Source organism: Embleya sp. NBC_00888, from assembly GCF_045207655.1.
GTDB lineage: Bacteria > Actinomycetota > Actinomycetes > Streptomycetales > Streptomycetaceae > Embleya.
Genome location: NZ_CP108784.1, coordinates 945,524 through 968,095 on the forward strand (window position 1 = coordinate 945,524; position 22,572 = coordinate 968,095).

At 74.3% G+C, this 22,572-nt stretch carries 9 protein-coding genes and 1 pseudogene; 7 read left to right on the forward strand and 3 right to left on the reverse strand.

What is annotated here, in order from left to right:
• Window positions 1-1,905 carry a hypothetical protein gene (locus OG948_RS03740; protein WP_406293808.1) on the reverse strand — a complete coding sequence of 635 codons (1,905 nt, stop codon included), beginning with the start codon at window positions 1,903-1,905 and terminating at the stop codon, window positions 1-3.
• Between the two features lie 194 nt (window positions 1,906-2,099).
• Between OG948_RS03740 and OG948_RS03745 the strand changes: the two genes are divergently transcribed.
• The 3 genes from OG948_RS03745 (at window position 2,100) to OG948_RS03755 (ending at window position 7,890) form a co-directional block, all read left to right on the forward strand.
• Window positions 2,100-4,382: an ATP-binding cassette domain-containing protein gene (locus tag OG948_RS03745; RefSeq protein WP_406293810.1), complete on the forward strand. Its 2,283-nt coding sequence runs from the start codon at window positions 2,100-2,102 to the stop codon at window positions 4,380-4,382.
• A 181-nt stretch (window positions 4,383-4,563) separates the two neighbouring features.
• Window positions 4,564-5,817 (forward strand): SLC13 family permease, encoded by a 1,254-nt coding sequence (locus tag OG948_RS03750; RefSeq protein ID WP_406293811.1) that lies wholly within the window; start codon window positions 4,564-4,566, stop codon window positions 5,815-5,817.
• A gap of 96 nt (window positions 5,818-5,913) precedes the next feature.
• Entirely contained in the window at window positions 5,914-7,890 is a 1,977-nt protein-coding gene (locus tag OG948_RS03755) for a hypothetical protein (protein ID WP_406293812.1), read from the forward strand.
• Between the two features lie 82 nt (window positions 7,891-7,972).
• On the opposite strand, the gene OG948_RS03760 is transcribed toward OG948_RS03755, so the two are convergent.
• Both OG948_RS03760 and OG948_RS03765 read right to left on the reverse strand, forming a co-directional pair.
• The gene (locus tag OG948_RS03760; protein ID WP_406293813.1) at window positions 7,973-8,767 is read right to left on the reverse strand and encodes an ABC transporter permease; all 795 of its coding nucleotides are present in this window, start codon (window positions 8,765-8,767) and stop codon (window positions 7,973-7,975) included.
• Window positions 8,764-9,783: an ATP-binding cassette domain-containing protein gene (locus OG948_RS03765; RefSeq protein WP_406293814.1), complete on the reverse strand. Its 1,020-nt coding sequence runs from the start codon at window positions 9,781-9,783 to the stop codon at window positions 8,764-8,766. Before OG948_RS03765 ends, OG948_RS03760 begins: the two co-directional genes overlap by 4 nt.
• A gap of 210 nt (window positions 9,784-9,993) precedes the next feature.
• Here OG948_RS03765 and OG948_RS03770 point away from each other — a divergent pair, with 210 nt between their 5' ends.
• The 4 genes and pseudogenes from OG948_RS03770 to OG948_RS03785 all read left to right on the forward strand — a co-directional run.
• Window positions 9,994-10,836, forward strand: a complete 843-nt coding sequence (locus OG948_RS03770; protein WP_406293816.1) for a TetR/AcrR family transcriptional regulator — start codon at window positions 9,994-9,996, stop codon at window positions 10,834-10,836.
• Between the two features lie 92 nt (window positions 10,837-10,928).
• Window positions 10,929-13,634 carry a DEAD/DEAH box helicase gene (locus OG948_RS03775; RefSeq protein ID WP_406293817.1) on the forward strand — a complete coding sequence of 902 codons (2,706 nt, stop codon included), beginning with the start codon at window positions 10,929-10,931 and terminating at the stop codon, window positions 13,632-13,634.
• Window positions 13,631-14,521, forward strand: a complete 891-nt coding sequence (locus OG948_RS03780) for an SWIM zinc finger family protein (protein WP_406293818.1) — start codon at window positions 13,631-13,633, stop codon at window positions 14,519-14,521. The genes OG948_RS03775 and OG948_RS03780 overlap by 4 nt, the downstream gene beginning before the upstream one ends.
• A 177-nt stretch (window positions 14,522-14,698) precedes the next feature.
• A pseudogene (locus tag OG948_RS03785) lies at window positions 14,699-22,507 on the forward strand (SDR family NAD(P)-dependent oxidoreductase); the annotation flags it as partial.
• Between the last annotated feature and the right edge of the window lie 65 nt (window positions 22,508-22,572).

Genomic DNA, 22,572 nt, shown 5'->3' on the forward strand with positions numbered 1-22,572 from the left:
TTAGTTGCCATGACTGATTACTTGCACATCACTTGCAATAGCTGCGACGATCCGGGCCCGCGCCGCGCGGGCACGCTCGACGAGCGCCTCGTCCAGGCGTATCCGGTCCCGGTCGTCGTCGATCAGCGGCGGGCGCTCGGGCGGGTCGACGATCGTGTCCAGGGCGGGCAGCAGCGGGGCCGCCGCCGCGCCCATCTCGTCCAGCAGGCGGTACACGGACGCGGCGTACACGTCGGCGTCCAGGAATTGCGGCAGCGACGCGAGCAGGACCGGCAGCGCGGCGGCTCCGGCATGCCGCCACAGGGGTTCCAGGACGCGGGCGTAGGTCCGGCCGGGGTCCGCCGCCATCGACCACAGCGCGGCCGCATGGCGCGGGCTCAGGCCGCCGTTGTCCACCAGCCACTCCAGGAGCACCACGGCCTGGCGCGGTCGTCGGATCACCGATTCGAGCGCGTCGAGGCGGGCCTCCGCGAGCCGGCGATCGCCGGTGATCCGGATCAGCGCCAGGGCCGCGTGTTGCGCGAGCGTCTCGGGCGCCTCGGCGACCAGGCGCTCGAGCAGCGGTACGGCCTCGCCCGCGGCCGGGCCGAACTCGCCCAACACCTGCGCGATCCGCGCACGCGGCCACGTGTGCGCCTCGACGCTCGCCACGTCGGACAGCGTCGCGATCAGCGCGGGCACCATCGCCGAGTCGGCCGGCGCGTCGGGGTTCAGCGCGGCCACGGCCGCCGGCAGCAGGCACCCCCGCTCGCGCGGCGAACGTACACAGGAGGCGGCGTCGTGCCTGACCAGTCGGTCGAGTCCGGCGGCCGGCAGGAGCGCCGACGGGTCGTCGGCGAAGCCGGCCGCGGCCCGCGTCAACCCCGGGTGCGTCGCGTCCGTCGCCGCCGTGAGCAGTGCCGCGCGAACCGCCGGCAGTGCCCGGCGATCGCCCTCGCGCGCGAGGGCCACGACGGCCGGCCAGCCCGCGATCGGGTCTGCCGTCAGTTGTGCCAGGCGGTCGGCGGCGCCCCGGGTGGCGTGTGTGGAGCCGCCGATCGTGTGCAGCGCGGCCGCCCGTACGTCCGGGTCCTCGTGGTCGAGCGCGTGGCGGAGGGCCGGCAACAATCGGACCGGGCCGGCCCGCCACTTCCCGATCGCCTCGCGGCCGAACCCGATCCCCACCCGCGCCGTCGTCGGGTCCGGGGAACGCATCAGCAGGTCGGCCCACAGGTACCAGTCGATCTCGGCACGTCCGCCGCGCTCGAACGCGGAGGCCAACAGCTCGGCCGCGCTCCACGTGACCGGCGAACCCTGACCGGACAGGCGCTCGGCCGAGCCCAGTGCGCCCCGGATCACCCGCTCCCATCTCCCCCGCCGCTCCGGCGCGCACAGCGCGAGCGCCGCGAAGCCCGCCCGCAACCGCACGGCCGGATCCGGGTGTTCACGCAGGTGCCCGGCCAGATCCAGGCGCGCGGCCTCGGCGCCGGGGGCCCAACGGCCGAGCGCGGCCTCGACGAGTGCCAGACCGGCCACCGGGTCGGCGGGTGGTTCGTGGGCCGTGTGCAGTGCCCGGTCGAGATCGGCCTGCGCGAGCAGCCAGGCCGCCGCGCGGCGTACCCGTTCGTCGGGGTCGATCAGCAGGTTCGCGGCGATGTCGGCGGCGGCCGGCCATCGTTCGACCGCGTGGCTCACGGTGGTCGACAGCGTCATCACGCGCAGCCGGACGGCCGGATCCGGATCGGCGCTACGCGCCAACATCTCGCGGGCCGTCGGGCCGTCGCGATCGGCCAGGATCGCCTGGTACATCGCGTCGCCGTAGCCGGCGAAGAGCGGATCGTGCACCGTCGGGCTCGGGGGCGTCTCGACCGTCTCGGCCGTCTGGGTCGGGTCGCTCGGCTCGGGCGCCGACGTCGGGGCGTTCACGCGCGGGGGCGGTCGCCGCCCTCTCGGTTCGGGTTCGTCATGGCGGCGATGGTGCTGGATGGACACCGTCCCGCGCAACCCGTTTGCGCGCCGTCGCATCGGTCCGCGCGATCCCGGACGGTTCCGCGACCGGTGCCGAATCGCTCGGAAATCCTTGACAACACGTGTCAGGGACCCCTTCGTACGTTGGTGCCATGAACTACGACAGCATCGTGATCACCGGCGCCCGGGAGCACAACCTCAAGGGGGTGTCGCTGCGCATCCCCAAGAACCGGATCGTGGTGTTCACCGGAGTCTCCGGATCGGGCAAGTCGTCGATCGTGTTCGACACCATCGCGGTCGAGTCGCAACGGCAACTCGCCGAGACGTTCACGGCGTTCATCCGCAACCGGCTGCCCAAGCACGAGCGCCCCGAGGCGGACTCGATCGAGCACCTGTCGACGGCGATCATCGTCGACCAGCGCCCGATCGGCGGCAACTCGCGGTCCACGGTGGGCACGATGACCGACATCCACCCGCTGTTGCGCGTGTTGTTCTCGCGGCACGGCACCCCGTCGGCGGGACCCTCCAACCACTATTCGTTCAACGACCCGAACGGCATGTGTCCGACCTGCGAGGGTCTCGGGCACACCGTCCGGCTGAACCTGGACGCGCTGATCGACCCGAGCCGCACGATCGGCGACGGCGCGATCCGGCACCCGGGGTTCGCGGTCGGCGGCTGGCAGTGGCAGCTCTACGCGAACCACGACCTCTACCCCACCGACGTCCCGATCCGCGAGTTCACCGACGAGCAGTGGCGGCTGTTCCTGTACGGCACCGGCGCCAAGGTGGAGATCGTCAACAACAACGGCCGGCACCACATCGACTACGAGGGGTTGGTCGACCGGTTCAACCGGCTCTACCTCAAGCGGGACACCTCGGCGCTGGCCGAGAAGAGCCGCGAGACGATCGCCCGGTTCGTCACCGACGGAGCGTGTCCGGACTGCGCGGGGGCCCGGCTCGACGAAGCGGCGCGCACGTCGCTGATCGAGGGCCGCTCGTTGTCGGACTACGCGGCGATGGAGATCGGCGACCTGGTCGAGGTGCTCACCGGACTGGCCGATCCGATCGCCCGGCGGGTCGCCCGACCGGCGGCGGTCGCGCTGGAGCGGATCGTCGCGATCGGGCTCGGCTACCTGCACCTGGACCGGCCCACCTCGACGGTGTCCGGCGGCGAGGGGCAGCGGCTGAAGATGGTGCGCTACCTCGGGTCGAGCCTGACCGGGATGACGTACATCTTCGACGAACCGAGCGTGGGGCTGCATCCGCGCGACGTGGTCCGACTCAACGACCTGCTCACCCGACTGCGGGACAAGGGCAACACCGTGCTGGTGGTCGAACACGACCCGGACGTGATCGCGATCGCGGACCACGTCGTCGACGTCGGCCCGGGAGCGGGCATCCACGGCGGCACCGTCACGTTCGAGGGCAGCTTCGCCGAACTGTGCGCCGCGAACTCGCCGACCGGGCGCGCGCTGCGCCGGCTCAGCCCGCTCAAGCCGAGCTTTCGCCGGCCCACCGGCGCGCTGGAGATTCGCGCCGCGAACCTGCACAACCTGCGGAACGTGGACGTCGACATCCCCACCGGCGTGCTCACCGTGGTCACCGGCGTCGCGGGCTCGGGCAAGAGCACGCTGATCTCGGACGTACTGGTCGCCGCGCACCCGCAGGCGGTGGTGGTCGACCAGTCGGGCGTGGGCATCTCCTCGCGCTCGACGCCGGCGACCTACGTCGGCGTGCTGGACACCGTACGCAAGCTGTTCGCGAAGGCCAACGACGTGGACCCGGGGATGTTCACGTTCAACTCGCTCGGTGCGTGTCCCGAGTGCCAGGGGCGCGGCGTGATCCGGACCGACATGGCGTTCATGGACCCGGTCACCACGCGCTGCGAGGCGTGCGAGGGGCGGCGGTTCCGGGACGAGGTCCTGGCGTACCGGCTGCGCGGCAAGTCGATCGTGGACGTGTTGGCGCTGACCGCCGAGGAGGCGGTGGACTACTTCACCGAGAAGGCGCTGCGCACCCGGGTGCGGTCGCTGGTCTCGGTCGGGCTGGGCTATCTGACCCTGGGGCAACCGCTGAGTTCACTGTCCGGCGGCGAGTTGCAGCGGCTCAAGCTGGCGAGCGAACTGCACAAGGCCGGCAGCGTGTACATCCTCGACGAGCCGACCACGGGCCTGCACATGTCCGATGTGGAGACACTGATCCGGCTGCTGGACCGGCTCGTGGACGCGGGCAACACCGTCGTGGTGGTGGAGCACAACCTTGACGTGGTCAAGCGCGCCGACCACGTCCTCGACCTGGGTCCGGGCGGCGGCAAGCACGGCGGCACGGTGGTGTTCGAGGGCACGCCGGCGGAGTTGGTCAAGGCCGAGGACTCGGCGACCGCGGAATTCCTGCGGGCCGCGTTGGCGACGGCGGAGCGGGCCCGGGCGAGCTGACACTTCGGACGAACTCGGCTCCGGGGCGGGCGACGCGGCTCCGAGCCCGGACCGACTCTGCTCCGGGCTCGGGCGACTCGACTCCGGGCCCGCCGTCGAGCCGGAAAAAGGCGGCCGGCAGGGTGGTGGGCCGCTCGTCGGCCCGGTCGGTCGATCGGCACCGTTCGACTTCGCCGGGGAGATGACCGTGGGTACCGCCGCCGCCGAGACGTTGTCCGTCGTGCTGCTGGCCGCGGTGCTCGCGTTCGCCGTGGCCCGGCCGCGCGGGTGGCCCGAGGCGGTCGCCGCGGTGCCGGCGGCGGTCCTGGTGGTGGCCGCCGGGGCGGTGTCCTTCGACGCGGCCCGGGAGCAGGTGCGCACCTTGTCGCCGGTGGTCGCGTTCCTGGCCGCCGTGCTGGTGCTGGCCAAGCTGTGCGCGGACGAGGGCCTGTTCGTCGCGGCCGGCAACGCGGTGGCCCGGTTGTGCCGGCGTCGGCCGGGTCGGCTGTTGTCCGGGGTGTTCGTGGTCGCCGCCGTGGTGACCGCCGTGCTGAGCCTGGACGCGACCGTCGTACTGCTGACGCCGGTGGTGTTCGCCACGGCGGCGCGGGTCGGTGCCCGAGCCCGCCCGCACGCGTACGCGTGTGCGCATCTGGCCAACTCGGCCTCGCTGTTGCTGCCGGTGTCGAATCTGACCAACCTGCTCGCGTTCACCGTCAGCGGCCTGTCCTTCGGGCGCTTCGCGCTGCTGATGGCGCTGCCGTGGCTGGTGGCGATCGTGGTCGAGTACGTGGTGTTCCGCCGCTTCTTCCGCACCGACCTGGCAGCGCCGCTCACCCCGCCGACGGCGGCACCGACCACCGGGGTGCCGATCTTCGTGCTGGTCGTCCTGGCCTGCACGCTGGCCGGGTTCGCGGTCACCTCGCTCGCCGGACTCGAACCGGTGTGGGCCGCGCTCGGCGGTGTGCTGGTGCTCGGCGTGCGCGCGCTGCGCCGCCGGCACACCACGGTGCGCGGCCTGCTCGGCGCGGCCGATCCGCTGTTCTGCCTGTTCGTGCTCGCGCTGGGGGTCGTGGTCACCGCCGTGGTCGACAACGGGCTCGGCGACGCGCTCGCCCACGTGTTGCCGGCCGGGTCCTCGTGGCCGGCCCTGCTCGCGATCGCCGCCGTCGCGGCCGGTCTGGCGAACCTGATCAACAACCTGCCGGCCGTACTCGCGCTGCTGCCGCTCATCGCGAGCACCGGCGCGGGTCCGGGGCCCGTGCTCGCCGTGCTGATCGGGGTGAACCTCGGCCCGAACCTGACCTACGTCGGGTCGCTGGCGACGCTGTTGTGGCGGCGGGTGTTGCGCGAGCACGACACGGACGCCGACCTGGCGGCCTTCACCCGGCTGGGGCTGCTGACCGTGCCGCTGGGGCTGGTCGCGTCGACGACCGCGTTGTGGCTGGTGCTGTAGACGTCGTTGCCGGCGTCGCCGGTGTCGTGAGCTGTGGCAACGGGTGCGAGTGGGGCGCCCCCGGCCGCGTCGGCGCGACGCGATAGGGATGTCGGCATGGCACCTACGACGTTTGATCCCCGGGATCAGTGGCTCCCCCAGGCATTGTCGGGCCTGACCACCGGTTCGGGGATGTGGAGTTGGAATGTATTGGCGAGCGTCGAGCGGGTCGGCGGCTACCTCGCCGGCACCTGGGATCCGCCGGCCGAGGAGGACGGGCCGGGGATCATCGGCGACGGGTCCTGGCCGCCGCTGATCGGCCGGATCGGCGCGATCGCGCTGCGCGCGGCGGCCCCGAGCACCTCCGCGCAGCACCGCGAGGCGCTGCTGGGGTTCCTGGAGAACTGGGCGGGCACGCCGATGGCCGACCCGACGACCCGGATACGCGTGGGTTCCGCGCGCGCCGACGCCAAGGCCGTGCGCGACGAGCGCGGGGCCACGATCGCCACGACATGGCCGCGCGACGGCCGTTGCGGCGTGCTCCAGGTGCGCGCCGGAGACGCCGATCCGCCCGTGTTCGGCGAGCCGACCGACTGGGTCGAGGTCGCGCACGGCTGGGGCGACGCGCGGCAACTGCGCCGACTGGTCGCGCTGGTACGCGAACGCGGGCCGGTCGCCTGGGATCCGGCGGCGGCGCGACTGCTCGCCGAGGAGACGGGTGTGTCCCGGGCGGCGGCGGTGCTGCTGCTGACCGGCGATGCCGGCGGGATCCGCACGCTGCCGCCGCTGGATCCCGACCAGCGCCGCCTGCTCGGGCTGAGCACGGCCGAAGCCGACGCCGGTTACGGCGAGTTGGGCCGGCTGACCGAGCTCGAGCGGCTGGAACTGTTCGCGCGCGTGTTGCCCGAGGACCCGGCCGACCTGTGGGAGGCCGCCGCCCCGGGTACGCTCGCGGCCGGGATCGCCGCCGCGTGGCGGGAGCGGTTCGGGCGGGCGCGACCGGTGCCGGAGCAGACCCTCGCCGTGCTCGCCGAGCTCGGTCCAGTCACCCTGCACACCCCGGCCGCGCACGTGTGCGCCGCCTTCCTGGCCCCCGAGAGACACCCGCTGACCAGCCGGAACCACGACTCGTGGCTGGTGGAGGGCACGCATGGGACGTACAGCACCAGCGAAGGGCAGGGCGAGCGCTGGTTCGCCGAGTTCCTGATGGCGCTCGACGTCGCGCTGCCGACCGTCTACGCCGAGTTGCCCGCCGGGGATCCGGTCCGCGCCGGGCTGCCCGCCGTGGTGGCCGCGGTGCGCGCCCGGCTCGACCATCCGGGACTGCTGCTGAACGCCGGGTACACCGCGCGCTCCAACGAGGGCGCCGACCACCTGCGGGGCCTGTTCGGCGATCGCCCGCATGCCGGACCGCTCCCGCTGACGTCGGCGAACTTCGACGACGGCCTGACCATCGCCACCCTCGCCGAACCCACCGAACGCGCCCCCGATCCGTTCGTACGGCTGTACTTCCGGCCCGCGCTCTACGGCGACGACGAGCGTTCGAACCTGCTGCGGCGGGTCGCCTCCGGTGGCGCGCCCGTGCGCGACGCCGTCGACATGCTGCGCGGGGACTGGTGCGCGCGGGTGGTGGATCGGGTGGCCGGCGACGCGCTGCCGGTCGGCGGGTACGAGGGCAATCCGGCGCTGAGCGCGCCGGAGACCGTCGCGCGGGTCGAGAAGGCGCTCGGCGTGGACGCCGACGCCGCCGCGCTGTACCTGCAACTGCTCGCGATCGCCCGCCCGAGCGATCGCCGGGTCCGGCTGTGGAACGGCTGGAACGCCGCCCGCCACCGGCAGGCCGCGGCGGCGTTGGTGACGGCCGGCGTGGTGGTCGCGGACAAGCGGGCGCGCGCCGGTCGTGGGGTCTTCCTGCCGGGCGGCTGGGCCGAGGCCCGCAAGCCGCTGTGGCCGATCGAGGTGTGGAAGGCGAATCTGCTGGGTGTGCGCTTGATCGGCAAACGGGTGTGGGAGGACCAGGTCTGGCGCCTGACCCTGCCCGAACTGTTCGCCCACGCCTGGGATCTGGTCGAGCGCGGGGACGGGCCCGCCTGATCGCGGTCGGTGGATGGCGCGTCCGGCCGCGCGCGGGTTCGCGAGCGGCCGGACTCCGACCCGGTGCCGGGACGGGGCGGCCCTACCGACCGAGTCCGCGATAGCGGCGCACCGACAGCGGCGCGAAGATCGCGATGAGCACCAGCGGCCAGACGAAGGCCATCGGGACCGCGTGGTCGGCGACCCAGGAGCCGCCGGCCCAGCCGGGGTTCCCGAACAACTCGCGGCCGGCGCCCGCGCTCGCGGACAGCGGGTTCCACTCGGCGATCGTGCCCAGCCAACCGGGCATCGTCCGCGGCGCCACGAACACGTTGGACAGGAAGCCCAGCGGCCAGACCAGGATCTGTAGGGCCGCGACCGACTCCGGCCCCTTCGCGCGCAGGGCCAGGTAGATGCCCATCCACAACACCGCCAGCCGCAGCGCCAGCAGCAGCGCGACGGCGAGCGCCGCCCGTCCCGGTCCCTCGTGCCACCGCCAGCCCACCGCGAGCCCGCAGCCGATCAGCACGAGCAGTCCGACGGCGGCGTGCAGCATGTCGGCGAGCACCCGACCGCCGACCACCGCCGAACGCGACATCGGCATCGACCGGAACCGGTCGGTCACCCCGCGCGAGGCGTCGCCGGCGACCGCCGTGAAGGTGGACTCGATGCCGAAGACCATCGTCATCGCGAACATGCCCGGCATCAGGAACTCGCGGTAGTCGCCGCCACCCGGCACGTCCATTCCGCCGCCGAACAGGTAGCCGAACATCAACACCATGAGCACCGGGAACAGCAACCCGACCAGTACCGGCGCGGGTTGGCGGGCCCAGTGCGCGAACGCGCGCCGGGTCAGCGTCCAGGTGTCCAGCACGGCCCAGCGCAGTGCGGTACTCATCCGGCCACCTCCGCCTTGTCGCCCGTGCCGGGTTTGCCCGCGCGAGGCGGTCCGCCCGCGCGGTCGTCCGGTTTCTCGTCCCGGCGCACTCCGGTGATGGTCAGGAAGACCTCGTCGAGCGTGGGTCGGCGCAGCGCGATGTCCTCGGCCTCGATGCCCGCGTCGTGCAGCGCCCGCACGGTGCCGGTCAGCGCGGCCACCCGGTCGGCGACCGCGATGCCCACCCGCCGCTCGTCGGGATGGATCTCCGGATTGCCGGCGCCCACGTCGGTCAGGATCGCGGCCGCGGCGCCCAGGTCGAGCGGGTCGCGGACCACCACGTCGATCCGGTCGCCGCCGAGCCGGGACTTGAGCTCGGTGGGTGTGCCCCGGGCGATCACCCGGCCGTGGTCGACCACCGAGATCGCGTCCGCGAGCACGTCCGCCTCCTCCAGATACTGCGTGGTCAGCAGCACGCTGGTGCCGCCCGCGACCAGTTCGCGCACCGCGTCCCACACCTCGGTGCGCCCGCGCGGGTCCAGCCCGGTGGTCGGCTCGTCCAGGAACAGCACGTCGGGCGCCAGGATCAGCGACGCGGCCAGGTCCAGCCGGCGCCGCATGCCGCCCGAGTACGTGGTCACCGCCTGCGCGGCGACGTCGGTCAGCGCGAACCGCTCCAGCAACTCGCCCGCCCGGACCCGGGCCGCGCGGGCGCCCAGGTGGTGCAGCCGGCCGAACATCTCCAGGTTCTGCCGCCCGCCGAGCATCTCGTCCAGTGCGACGTGCTGCCCGAGCAGCCCGATCCGGGCCCGTACCCTCGCCGCGTCCCGCGTCACGTCGAGCCCGGCCACCTCGGCCCGCCCGCCGTCCGACACCAGCAGTGTGGTCAGGATCCGCACCGCCGTGGTCTTGCCCGCCCCGTTGGGCCCGAGCAGCCCGTGCACCGTCCCGACCGGCACCTCCAGATCGAACCCGTCCAGCGCCCGCTCGGCGCCGTAGGTCTTGGTCACACCCTCGGCGGAGATCGCCAGTGGCATGTACACCCCTTCATGTTCGGCTTGTCGCAGTCTCGGGCTCATCCCTCGAAAGCCAACTCTGTACAACGTACGAAGTTGCTCCGTACGCCGTACCGTACGACATACGGAGTTGTCGCGCAAGCGCCTCCCCGATCGAATCCACGACACTTGTCCATCAATTCCGGATGACGTACCGTACGCCATACGGAGTTTCCCGAGAGAGGCACGCACGTGGCACGAGAAAAGAGTGGGCGCGCCGATCCCGCGCGGACGCTCGCGTTGTTGTGGCGCACCGGCGAGGGGCCGACCAGGGGTCCCAAGCAGGGGCTGACCGTGGACCGCATCGCGCTCGCGGCCATCGCGATCGCCGACGCCGACGGGCTCGGCGCGCTGTCCATGCGCGCGGTCGCCGAGCGCCTGGGGGTCGGCACCATGTCGCTGTACACCTACGTGCCGGGCAAGGCCGAGCTGCTGCACGTCATGTTCGACACCGTGCTCGGCGAGAGCGAGCTGCCCGACCCCACCGGGCTCGGCTGGCGCACGGCGCTGGAGCGGCAGGCGCGCGCCGACCACGCGCTCGCCCAGCGACACCCGTGGGTGGTGCAACTGTGGGGCCCCGGGCTGCTGTTGATGGGCCCCAGGATCACCGCCCGGGCCGAGGTGGCGCTGCGCACCGTCGCCGACCTCGGGCTGACCGAGGCCGAGATGGCGCACGTGGTCGGACTCGTGGACGCGTACGTCCGTGGAGTCACCCAGGTCGCCGTCGACGTCAGCCGGGACGCGGTGAGCAGCGGCGTGGGCTACGAGGACTGGTGGGCGGAGAGCACGCCCTACCTCGAACGCCTCATCCAGCCCGCCCGCTTCCCCACCCTCACCCGGGTCTGGGCCGCCGGCACCTACGAGGAGCCGCCCGAGGCGAGCTTCGAGTTCGGCCTGCGCCTGGTCCTGGACGGCATCGAGACGCTGATCCGCTCCCGCGAGCCCGCGAAGTCCGCGGACCCCGCCCGGCACGACGAGCCCGCCGAGGCCGCAGAACCCGTCCGGCCCTCCGAACCCCCCGCGACACAGGAGTAACGAACATCGCCACCCGCGTCACCCACGCCCCGCCCGACCTGATCCGACGCGCCGCCACCTTCGCGCCGGCCGATCCGCCCCGCGCCGGCACCGTGGCCTTCTGGCCGCACCCGACCGGCGCCGACACCGTCACCGTGCTCGACGCCGACGGCATCGAGCACACCCATCCCGCCGTGCGCGTGCCGGTCACCGACGCGGTCCGGCTGCTCTCCCGGGCCCGCCGGGCCCCGGACGCCCACCCGGCCGCCGCGTTCTGGGGCGCGGCCACCGTGCTCGCGCTGCAACTGGTCGCGCGCGGCCGGATGTTGCCCGGCCTCTCCCCCGGCGACCACGACGCGTGGCGGGCCGGGCCGCTGGACGCCGCCGACGTGGAGCGGGTGCGAGCGCTCGCCGACGCGATGCCCGGCGAGGCGCGGGCGATCCCGACGCCGGGCGGCGTGCTGCTCCCGGAGGCCGCGCCGCTGGTCCGCGCCTTTCTGGACGCGGTCGCCGACACCATGCCGCGCACCGCCGCGGGGCCGCGCGTCGGCGACTCCACCGCGTCCGCCGACGACACCTCCGCGTTCGCCGCCGCCGCTCCGCGCCGGTTGCCCGAGTTGCGCCCTTGGTCGGACCGGGTCGCCGCCGGGATCGACACCGGCGTGCGGATCTCGCTGCGGCTGGAGACGTACGACGTCGAACACGCGCCGTTCCGGGCCGTGGTCCAGGTGCACTCGCTCGCCGACCCGACCGCGGTGATCGACGCGGACACCCTGTGGACCGGCACCGACCCGCGCTTCGGCGAACGCGCCCGGCTGGACGTACTGCTCGCGCTGCGCCGGGCCGCCCGGGTGTGGCCCGCCCTGGAACCGCTGCTGAACGCCGGCGTGCCGGACCGCGTGGTGGTCGGCGACGACGACCTCGGCGCGCTGCTCGGCGCCGCGACCGCCCGGCTGGCCGCCGCCGGCGTCGAGGTGCACTGGCCGCGCGATCTCGTCCGCGGCCTCACCGCCAAGGCCGTGGTCGGCGGCCGCGACCGGGCGCCCGGTGATCTGCGCGCCTTCCTCGGCGGCGACACCCCGCTCGGCTTCGACTGGCAACTCGCGCTCGGCGAGCACCCGTTGACCGCGGCCGAGATGGACGCGCTGGCCGAATCGCACCGACCCGTGGTCCGCCTGCGTGATCAGTGGGTGCTGGTCGACCCCGCCCTGGCCGCCAAGGCACGCAACCGCTCGATCAAACCGCTCACCCCGATCGAGGCGCTGAACGCGGCCCTGACCGGCGGCACCGAGGTGGCCGGCAAGCGGATCGAGGTGGGCACCTCGGCGTGGCTGGACGACCTGCGCGCGCGGATCGCCGATCCGGACGCCGGCGGCGAGCCGATCGCCGCGCCCGAGGCGCTCGCCGCGACCCTGCGCGACTACCAACTACGCGGCCTGCGCTGGCTGGATCGCATGACCTCGCTGGGCCTGGGCGGCTGCCTGGCCGACGACATGGGCCTGGGCAAGACCGTCACCCTGATCGCGCTGCACCTGCACCGCCGAACCCTGTGGAGCGACCCGGCCGAGGCGGCGCCGACCCTCGTGGTCTGCCCGGCCTCGCTGCTCGGCAACTGGGAGCGGGAGATCGAGCGCTTCGCGCCGGGTACCCCGGTGCGCCGCTTCCACGGCGCCACCCGCACCCTCGACGACCTCGGCGACGGCTTCGTGCTCACCACGTACGGCACGATGCGCCTGGATCGTGCCCGCCTGGCCGCCGTGCCGTGGGATCTGGTGGTCGCGGACGAGGCGCAGCACGTCAAGAACCACGGCTCCGGCACCGCCAAGGCCCTGCGCGCGATTCCGGCCCGGGCCAGGGTCGCGCTCACCGGCACCCCGGTGGAGAACCGGCTGTCCGAGCTGTGGGCCATCCTCGACTGGACCACCCCGGGCCTGCTCGGCAACCTCGCCGCGTTCCGCCGCCGTTGGGTCAAGCCGGTGGAGGCAGATCGGGACGGCCCCGCGGCGGAGCGACTGGGCCGGCTGATCGCGCCGTTCCTGCTCCGCCGCCGCAAGTCCGATCCGGGCATCGCCCCGGAGCTGCCCGCCAAGACCGAGACCGATCAGCCCGTGTCGCTCACCCGCGAGCAGGCCGGCCTGTACCAGGCGGCGGTGCGCGAGGCGATGGCCGAGCTGCGGGACAGCAAGGGCATGGCCCGGCGCGGGCGGATCGTCGGCCTGCTCACCGGCCTCAAGCAGATCTGCAACCACCCCGCGCAGTACCTCAAGGAGGGCGAACCCCGCCTGGACGGTCGCTCCGGCAAGCTCGAACTGCTCGACGAACTCCTGGACACCATCCTCGCCGAGGACGGCGCGGTCCTGGTCTTCACCCAGTACGTCACCATGGCCCGACTGCTCGCCCGGCACCTCGACGCCCGGGGCATCGGCAACCAGCTCCTGCACGGCGGCACTTCGCCCGCCCGCCGGGACACTCTGGTCGCCCGCTTCCAGGACGGCGAGGTGCCCGTCTTCCTGCTCTCGCTCAAGGCGGCCGGCACCGGGCTCAACCTCACCCGCGCCGACCATGTCGTGCACTACGACCGCTGGTGGAACCCGGCCGTCGAGGAACAGGCCACCGACCGCGCGTACCGCATCGGCCAGACCCGGCCGGTCCAGGTGCACCGGTTCATCGCCGAGGGCACCATCGAGGACCGGATCGCCGAGATGTTGCGCGACAAACGCGCGCTGGCCGATTCGGTGCTCACCGGTGGCGAGGCCGCGCTGACCGAACTCTCCGACACCGAACTCGCGGACCTGGTCGAGCTGAGGAGCGCCCGATGACCGATCAGCGCCCGATGAGCGCCGAACCCGCCCGCGTCTTCCCCGCGTTCACCGCCCGCCGGTCACGCGGCGCCACGGGGCAGACCTGGTGGGGCCGTGCCTGGACCAACGCCCTGGAGGACTCGGCGCTTTCCGAGGAGCCGATGCGCAGGGGGCGGGCCTGCGCCAACGCGGGCCGGGTCGGCCCGATCACCGTCGGCCCGGGCCGAATCTCCGCGACCGTGCACGACGCGGACGGCACGCCGTACGAGACCGTGGTGCGGGTCGAACCGTTCACCGACGCGCAATGGGATCGCTTCCTCGACCAGGTGGCCGCCAAGGCCGGGTACCTGGCCGCGCTCGTGGAGCGGGACATGCCGCGCGATCTGGTGAGCGCCGCCGAGGACGCGGACGTCGTGCTGCTCCCGGGCATCGGCGATCTGGATCCGGAATGCGACTGTCCCGACTGGGAGTTGCCCTGCACGCACGCCGCAGCGTTGAGCTATCAGGCGGCCTGGCTGCTGGACGCGGACCCGTTCGTGCTGCTGTTGATCCGCGGGCTGGGCGAACGCGTGTTCCTGGACCGGTTGCGCGAGCGGGACACGATCACCCGCGTTCGCGCCCCGGCGGCCGAAGCGACCGGGTCGGGAGCGACCGGGTCCGGAACGACCGGGTCCGGGCTGCCCGGGTCCGGGGTGACCGCCCGGGAGGCGTACCGCCCGGCCGACCCGTTGCCCGCCGATCCGCCGCCGGTCCCGGACCCGGTCGCGCCGGCGCGCATCGCGCCGCCGCCCGGGATTCCGGCGGGTGCGCTGGAGTCGCTCGTCGCCGAAGCCGCGCGCCGCGCCCGAGAGCTGCTCGCGGAGCAGTACTCGGGCCGCCCGGTAGGGGGTCCGGGCCACGGATGAGGGGGTGGCCCGGGCCGAAGATGGGGTCGGGTTTCCGGCGTTCGGCCGATTAGCTTGGGGGCGGTCCAGTTGTGATCGTCCCCCGGGCCGGACATCCGCTCCGACCCGCCACCGCGACGAGCGGAGTTCGGCGTGACCGCCACCGCCCCTTCCGACCGGCTCGTCGAAGCGCTCCGGGCCGCCCTGACCCACAACGAGCGACTGCGCGCCCGAAACGCGGAACTCCTCGCCCGCGCCGAGGAAACGGTCGCCGGCACGGGCGAGCCGATCGCGATCGTCGGGATGGGCTGCCGCTACCCCGGCTCGGTCTCCTCCGCCGGGGACCTGTGGCGGTTGGTCGTCGACGGCACCGACGCCATCGGCGAGCCGCCGGACGATCGCGGCTGGGAGCGGCAGTTGCTCGATCTCGCGGCGGCCGGGATCGGCGTGGACCCGCCCCTGCGGGGTGGCTTCGTCGATCACGCCGACCGTTTCGACCCCGCCGTCTTCGGCATCTCACCCCGCGAGGCCCTGGCGCTGGACCCCCAGCAGCGGCTGCTGCTGGAGACCTCCTGGGAGGTCCTGGAGAGTGTCGGCATCGTGCCGTCCTCGCTCAAGCGCAGTGCGACCGGCGTCTTCATCGGCGGCACGATCAGCGGCTACGGCTTCGGGGTCACGGAGTTGCCCGAGGGCGTGGGCACCTACATGCTCAGCGGCACCTCGAGCAGCGTGCTCTCGGGCCGACTCTCCTACGTCTACGGCCTGGAGGGCCCGGCGATCACGGTGGACACCGCGTGTTCCTCCTCGCTCGTCGCGCTGCACCTGGCCGTACAGGCGCTGCGCAACGGCGAATGCTCGCTGGCCCTGGCCGGCGGGGTGACCGTGATGTCCACCCCCGCCATCTTCTACGGGTTCGGCGGCCGGGGCCTGATGTCGCCGAACAACCGCTGTAGTGCCTTCGCCGCCGCGGCCGACGGGACCGCGTGGTCCGAGGGCGTGGGCCTGGTGCTGGTCGAGCGGTTGTCGGACGCCCGCCGCAACGGTCGGCGCGTGCTCGCCGTGCTGCGCGGTTCGGCGGTCAACCAGGACGGCGCGTCCAACGGGCTGACCGCGCCCAACGGCCCCTCCCAACAGCGGGTGATCCGGGCCGCCCTCGCCGACGCCGGATCGACGCCCGACCAGGTCGACCTGGTCGAGGCGCACGGCACCGGCACCACGCTCGGCGACCCGATCGAGGCACAGGCCCTGCTGGCCACCTACGGACAGGGCCGCGACCCGGAACGGCCCCTGTGGCTCGGGTCGGTCAAGTCCAACATCGGCCACGCCCAGGCCGCGGCGGGCATCGCCGGTGTCATCAAGACCGTGCAGGCGCTGCGTCACGGACAGGTGCCGCGCACCCTGCACGTCGACGCGCCCTCACCGCACATCGACTGGTCCGCCGGGGATGTGCGGCTCGCCGTCGAAGCCCGCGACTGGCCACGGGTCGACCGGCCGCGCCGCGCCGCGGTGTCCTCGTTCGGGGTCAGTGGCACCAACGCGCACGTCGTCCTGGAACAGGCCGACGGCGCGGACGACCCGCCGCCGGCCGAGCCCCGGGAGCGGCGCCCGGAAGATGTGCTCGGCCGCGGACCGGTGCCGTGGTTGTTGTCGGCGGCCACGCCGGAGGCGCTGCGGGCCCGCGCGCGGCAACTGGCGCAGTGGTACGCCCGCGACCCGCGGCCGGACCCCGTCGCCGTGGGCGCCGCCCTGGCCCGCTCCCGGGCGGGCCTCGAACACCGGGCGGTGATCCTGGTCGACGACCCCGACCGGGCCGGCGAGCCGCTGCGCGCGCTGGAATCCGGCGCCGCGTCCCCGCTGTCGGTGGAGGGGTCGGCGACCGTACGCGGCAAGGTCGTCTTCGTCTTCCCCGGCCAGGGCTCCCAGTGGACCGGGATGGCGACCCGGCTCCGCGACGAGTGCCCGGCGTTCGCCGCCCACTTGGCCGCGTGCGAGCGGGCCCTCGCGCCGTGGATCGATCGGCGGCTGACCGAGGTGCTGGACGACGAGGCCGCGCTCGCCCGGGTCGACCTCGTACAGCCGGCCCTGTGGGCGGTCCTGGTCTCCCTCGCCCGGCTGTGGCAGGACCACGGCGTGCGGCCGGCCGCCGTCCTGGGCCACTCCCAGGGGGAGATCGCCGCGGCATGTGTCGCCGGCGCGCTGTCGCTGGCGGACGGCGCCAAGGTCGTCGCGCTGCGCAGCCGGGCGATCGCCGCGGAGTTGGCCGGACACGGCGCGATGGCCTCGGTCGCCCTGCCGGTCGCCGAGGTCCTGGGCCGGATCGAGGACGCCGGACTCGACCTGTCGATCGCCGCGCACAACGGCCCGCGCTCCACCGTGGTCTCCGGCCCGCCGGGCCCGCTCGACGACTTCGTGCGGGCGTGCGAGGCCGACGATGTGCGGGTGCGCCGCATCCCCGTCGACTACGCCTCGCACTCGGCGCAGATCGAGTCCCTGCGCGCGCGACTGACGGCGGAACTCGCGGACATCGTGCCGCGCTCCGGGGAGGTGCCGTTCTGGTCCACCGTCACCGGTGACTGGATCGACACCGCGGACCTGGACGCCGACTACTGGTACCGCAATCTGCGGCAGACCGTCCTGCTGGAGGAGGGCGTGCGGGCGCTGCTGGCGAGCGGTCACGGCGTCTTCGTCGAGGCGGGGCCGCACCCGGTGCTCACGGCGGCCGTCGAGGAGTGTGCGGACAGCGCCGAGGTGGACGCCGTCGTCGTCGCGACGCTGCGCCGCGACGACGATTCGTTGTTGCGCTTTCGCACCTCGTTGGCGGAGGCCGCGGTCCGCGGCACCCGGGTCGAGCTCGGTCCGCTGTTCGCCGGAATCGACGCGGCGGACCCGGAGTTGCCCACCTATCCGTTCCAGGGCGCCCGCTACTGGCTGATGCCCGGCGGCCCGGCCGGCGAGCCGTCCGCGCTCGGTCTGGACACCGCCGACCACCCGATCCTGGGTGCCGCGGTGGAGTTGGCCGACCGCGACGAGGTGGTCCTGACCGGCGCCCTCGGCGCGTTCGACCCGGCCGTGCGGCCCGACATCCGCGGCGTGCCCACGCTCGGCGCCGCGGCCCTGGCCGAGCTGGCGGTACGCGCCGCCGACGAGGTCGGCGGCGCGGTGACGAGGCTGACCCTGGACCGGCCGTTGGTGCTGTCCTCGACGGGTGCAACCCGCATCCAGGTGATCGCCGCCGGGAGCGGCGGCGCCCGTACGCTCACCGTGCACGCGCGCCACCCGGCCGTCGCGGACGGCCGGTGGGTCCGACACGCCACCGCCGTCCTCACCGATCCGGCGCCGCCGCCCGTCGCGGACCGGGACGCCTGGCCGCCCCGGGACGCCGACCCGCTCGCGCTGCCGGACCGGGACGGCGCCCGCGACGCGGCGGTGATCCGGGGGTTGTGGCAGCGCGGTGACGAGGTGTTCGCCGACGTGGCCCTGGGCGCCGAGGCCCGCGAGGTACGGGGATACCGCGTCCACCCCGCGTTGCTCGACGCCGCGCTCCGGGCCTGGCACCTCGCCCGACCGCCGCGGGACGACGGCACCGGCCGCGATCTGCTGCCCGTCTCGCTCGGCCGGGTCGCCGTGTACGCCATCGGTGCCGACCGCGCCCGCGTACGACTGCGTCCCGAGGCCGACGGCACGGTCACCGCGACGCTCGCCGACGCCGCCGGGCAGCCCCTGGTCACTCTCGGCCCGGTGGCCTTCGAGCGCGTCGCCGCAGCGGACTCGACGACTCCCCCAGGTCCGTCGCTGCCACCGGACGTGCTCTTCGGCATCGAGTGGGCGCCGGTGACCGCGGCGCCGGACGAGTCGCCCGGGAGTTGGGCGCTGCTCACCGAGGACCCCGACCACATCGCCCTGTCCGCCGCGCTGCGCGAGACGGGCGCCGAGGTGCACGTCCACCGCGACCCGGCCGCGCTGACCGCCGCCGTGGCCGCGGGCGCCCGCGCCCCGGACACCGTCGTCCTCCCGATCCACGCGTCGGGCGACGGACCCGAGGCCGCCGCGTGCACGGCCCTGGCCGCCCTGCAGGCGTTCCTGGGCGACGATCTGCTCGCGGCCGGCCGCCTGGTGTTGCTCACCCGGTCCGCGGTCGCCGCGCACATCGGCGAGGCCCCGGACCCGGAACTCGCGCCCCTGTGGGGACTGGTCGGTTCGGCCGGCGCCGAACACCCCGGGCGACTGCTCCTGCTCGACACCGACGCCCCGCTCTCCGCCGGCCTCCTGCGCGAAGCCCTCGCCGTCGGCGAACCCCGGCTGGTCGTACGCGAGGACACGCTGCGCTCGCCCCGGCTCGGCCGGGCCGCCGGCACTCCCGCACCCGAACACACCCCGCTCGACCCGAACGGCACCGTGCTGATCACCGGGGGCACCGGTACGCTCGGCGGGCTCGTGGCCCGCCACCTGGTGTCCGCCCACGGCATCCGCCGACTCGTGCTGCTCGGCCGTCGCGGCGCGGATGCCCCCGGCGCCGGGGAACTCGGCGCCGAACTCCGCGAGTCGGGTGCCCACGTCGACATCGTCGCGGGCGACGCCGCCGACCGGGACACACTGGCCACCGTCCTGGCCGCCGTACCCGCGGACCACCCCCTCACCGCCGTCGTGCACACCGCCGCCGCGCTCGACGACGCGGTCCTGGACGCGCTGACCCCGGAGCGCCTGGCCACGGTCTTCCGCCCCAAGGTGGACGCCGCCGTCCACCTCGACGAACTCACCCGCGCCGCGCCCCTGGCCGCGTTCGTGCTCTTCTCCTCGTCCGCCGGGATCCTCGGCACCGCCGGACAGGCCAACTACGCCGCCGCGAACACCTTCCTGGACGCGCTCGCCGCCCGGCGCCGCGCCCACGGCCTGCCCGCCACCTCACTGGCCTGGGGCCCGTGGGCACAGGTGAGCGAGCTGACCCGCAGCGTGCTCAGTACCGGCCGGGACCGCATGGTCGATGCCGGATTCCGCACCCTGTCCACGGCGGACGGCCTGGCCGTCCTCGACGCCGCGCTGCGCACCGACACCGCGCTGTTCGTACCGCTGCCGCTGGACCTCGACGCACTCGCCCGGCAACTCGCCGGCAATCCGCCGCCGCCGCTGTTCCGCGGCCTGCTCCGCACCCCGATGCGTCGGGTCGTCGGCGCCGGAGCGGGCGAGCCCACGGACCTGGCCGCCCGGCTGGCCGGTGAACCCCCCGCCGAGCGCACCCGGATCCTGCTCGACCTCGTCCGCGCCCAGGCCGCGGCCGTCCTCGGGCACGCCGGCGGCGACGCGGTCGGCGCCGGTCGACCCTTCCGCGAATTGGGCTTCGACTCGCTCAATGCGGTGGACCTGCGCAACCGGCTGGCCGCCGCCACCGGACTGCGCCTGCCGGTCGGCCTGATCTACGACCTCCCCACGCCGAACGCCATCGCCCAACACCTGCGTGCGCGACTCGGCGCGGACGGGGAGGAGCCCGCCGGCTCGGCCGCCCCGGTCGCCGCCCACCGCGCCGCACCGGCCGACGAGGACGACCCGGTCGTCGTCGTCGGGATGAGTTGCCGGCTCCCCGGCGGCATCGAATCACCGGACGCGCTCTGGGAGTTGCTGGTGTCCGGCGGCGACGCGATCGGTCCCGTCCCGGACGACCGCGGCTGGGACCTGAATCGGTTCGCCGCCCTGAACGGCGACCTGCCCGGCGTCGGCCTGCTGTCCGAGGGCGGATTCATCACCGGCGCCTCGGGTTTCGACCCGGCGTTCTTCGACATGAGCCCGGACGAGGCGTTGGTGATCGACCCCCAACAACGGGTGTTGTTGGAGCTGGCCTGGGAGGCGTGGGAACGCGTCGGTGAGGATCCGAGGCGGCTGCGGGGGTCGCGCACGGGCACCTACCTCGGAAGCTTCTTCCAGAATTACGTGTCCGACCTGCGCGAGGTTCCGCGGGCGAGCCTGCCCTACGTCTCGGCCGGCTCCGGCTCGCCGTTCGCCTGTGCCCGGGTGGCCTACACCTTCGGTCTGGAGGGGCCCACGCTCGCCGTCGACACCGGCTGCTCGTCCTCCGGCGTCGCCCTGCACCTGGCCTGCCAGGCGGTACGGCGCGGCGAGTGCACCTCCGCGCTGGTCGGCGGCGTCACGGTGCTCGCGTTCCCGGCCGCCTTCGACAACCTCGGCGGCATCGCCCCCGACGGCCGCTGCAAGTCCTTCTCGGCCGCCGCCGACGGCACCGGGTGGGGCGAGGGCGCCGGCGTGCTGATCGTCGAACTCCTCTCCGAGGCCCGCCGCCGCGATCACCCGGTGCTCGCGGTGATCCGCGGCTCGGCCCTGAACCACAACGGCGGCGGCAACGGGCTGACCGCGCCGCACGGACCCTCGCAGAGTCGGGTCATGCGGCTCGCGCTCGCCGAGGCCGGCCTGGGCCCGGCCGACATCGACGTCGTCGAGGCGCACGGCACCGGCACCGCGCTCGGCGACGCGGTCGAGGCCGAGGCGGTCATCGACGCGTACGGCCGACACCGTCCCGTCGACCGGCCGCTGTGGTTGGGCAGCGTCAAGGCCAACATCGGCCACCCGCATGCCGCCTCGGGTGTCGTCGGCGTCATCAAGACGATCCTGGCCATGCGACACGGCATCGTGCCCGAGGCCCTGCACGCCGCCGAGCCGCTGGCCGAGGTCGATTGGCAGGCCGGCGGCATCGCGCTGGCGCGTCGGGCGATGGCCTGGCCCGAGACCGGGCGGCCACGCCGTGCCGGGGTTTCCTCGTTCGGCGGCAACGGCACCAAGGTGCACTTCATTCTCGAACAGGCACCCGAGGAGCCGGCGACGCAACCCCCGGTGCCCGCACCCGACACCGGGTCGGCCCCGCCGCCCTGTTTGTTGTCGGCCCGCACCGGACCCGCCCTGGCCGAACAGGCCCGCCGGCTGCGCGAGCACCTGGTCGCCGGCACGCAGACCCTCACCCCGGCCGAGGTGGCCCGGTCACTGGCCACCACCCGCACCGCGTTCGAGGAACGCGCCGCGATCCCGGCCCGGGACCGGGCGGAACTCCTGGACGCGCTGGCCGCGTTGGCCGCCGGCACCGCCCATCCCACCCTGGTCACCGGCCGGTCCGTCGGCGAGAACGCCCGCCTGGTGGCCCTGTTGCCCGGCGCCGAGGAGCGCTCCCCCGCCGTCGAGGCCGAACTCTACGCCGCGTTTCCGGCCTACGCGCGCACCTGGGACGAGGTCGCCCGCGCCCTCGCTCCCCACCTGGACCGGCCGCTGCGCCCGCCGGGCACGAACGGCGAACCGGTCGGCGAGTCGGAAGCCGAACCGCACGTCGGTGCCGCCACGTTCGCGGCACACGTCGCCGCCTATCGACTGCTGGAGAGCCTGGGCCTGCGCCCGGACGCCGTCGCCGGGCGCGGCGCCGGACAACTCGCCGCCGCCCATCTCGGCGGCAGCCTGACCCTGCGGCAGGCGTCCTCGGTGGCCGCCGGTGGTACCGACGCCCCGGACGACCGTACGGTCGCGCCGCCGCGAATTCCCGTACTGGTGGCCGACAGCGGCGCCAGGATCGACGCCGCGGCCCTGCTCGCCGGCACCGAGCCGGCCGGCGGCGCGGCGACCGCGGAACGCGACTTCACGTGGCGGATCCACGACACCGACCTCGTGGTGGTTCTCGGCGCCCCCGGCGAGGACGGGTCCGACACCGGCGCAAGCCGGTCCGGCCCCGACACGGACCGGGCCCACTCCGGCGCGATCCACTCCGGCGCGGGCCGCATCGTGCACCTGCCATCGGGCACGCTGCCCGCACCTCGCGCGGTCGCCCTGGCGGTGGCCCGGTTGTACGCGGCCGGCGCCGACCCGGAGCCCGCCGACCTGTTCCGCGACCTGCCCACCCGGCGGGTCGACCTGCCCACCTATCCGTTCCAACGCGAGCCGTACTGGCTCGGCGCGTCCCGGACGAAGACCACCGACGAGGCGGGCGCCACGGTCGACGAACCCATCGACGCGTCCGTGTGACGGGGCGCGTCGCGCACGGGAGACGTTCGGCCCCGCCACCGAGCCGGCCCCAGCCGTGCCCCGAG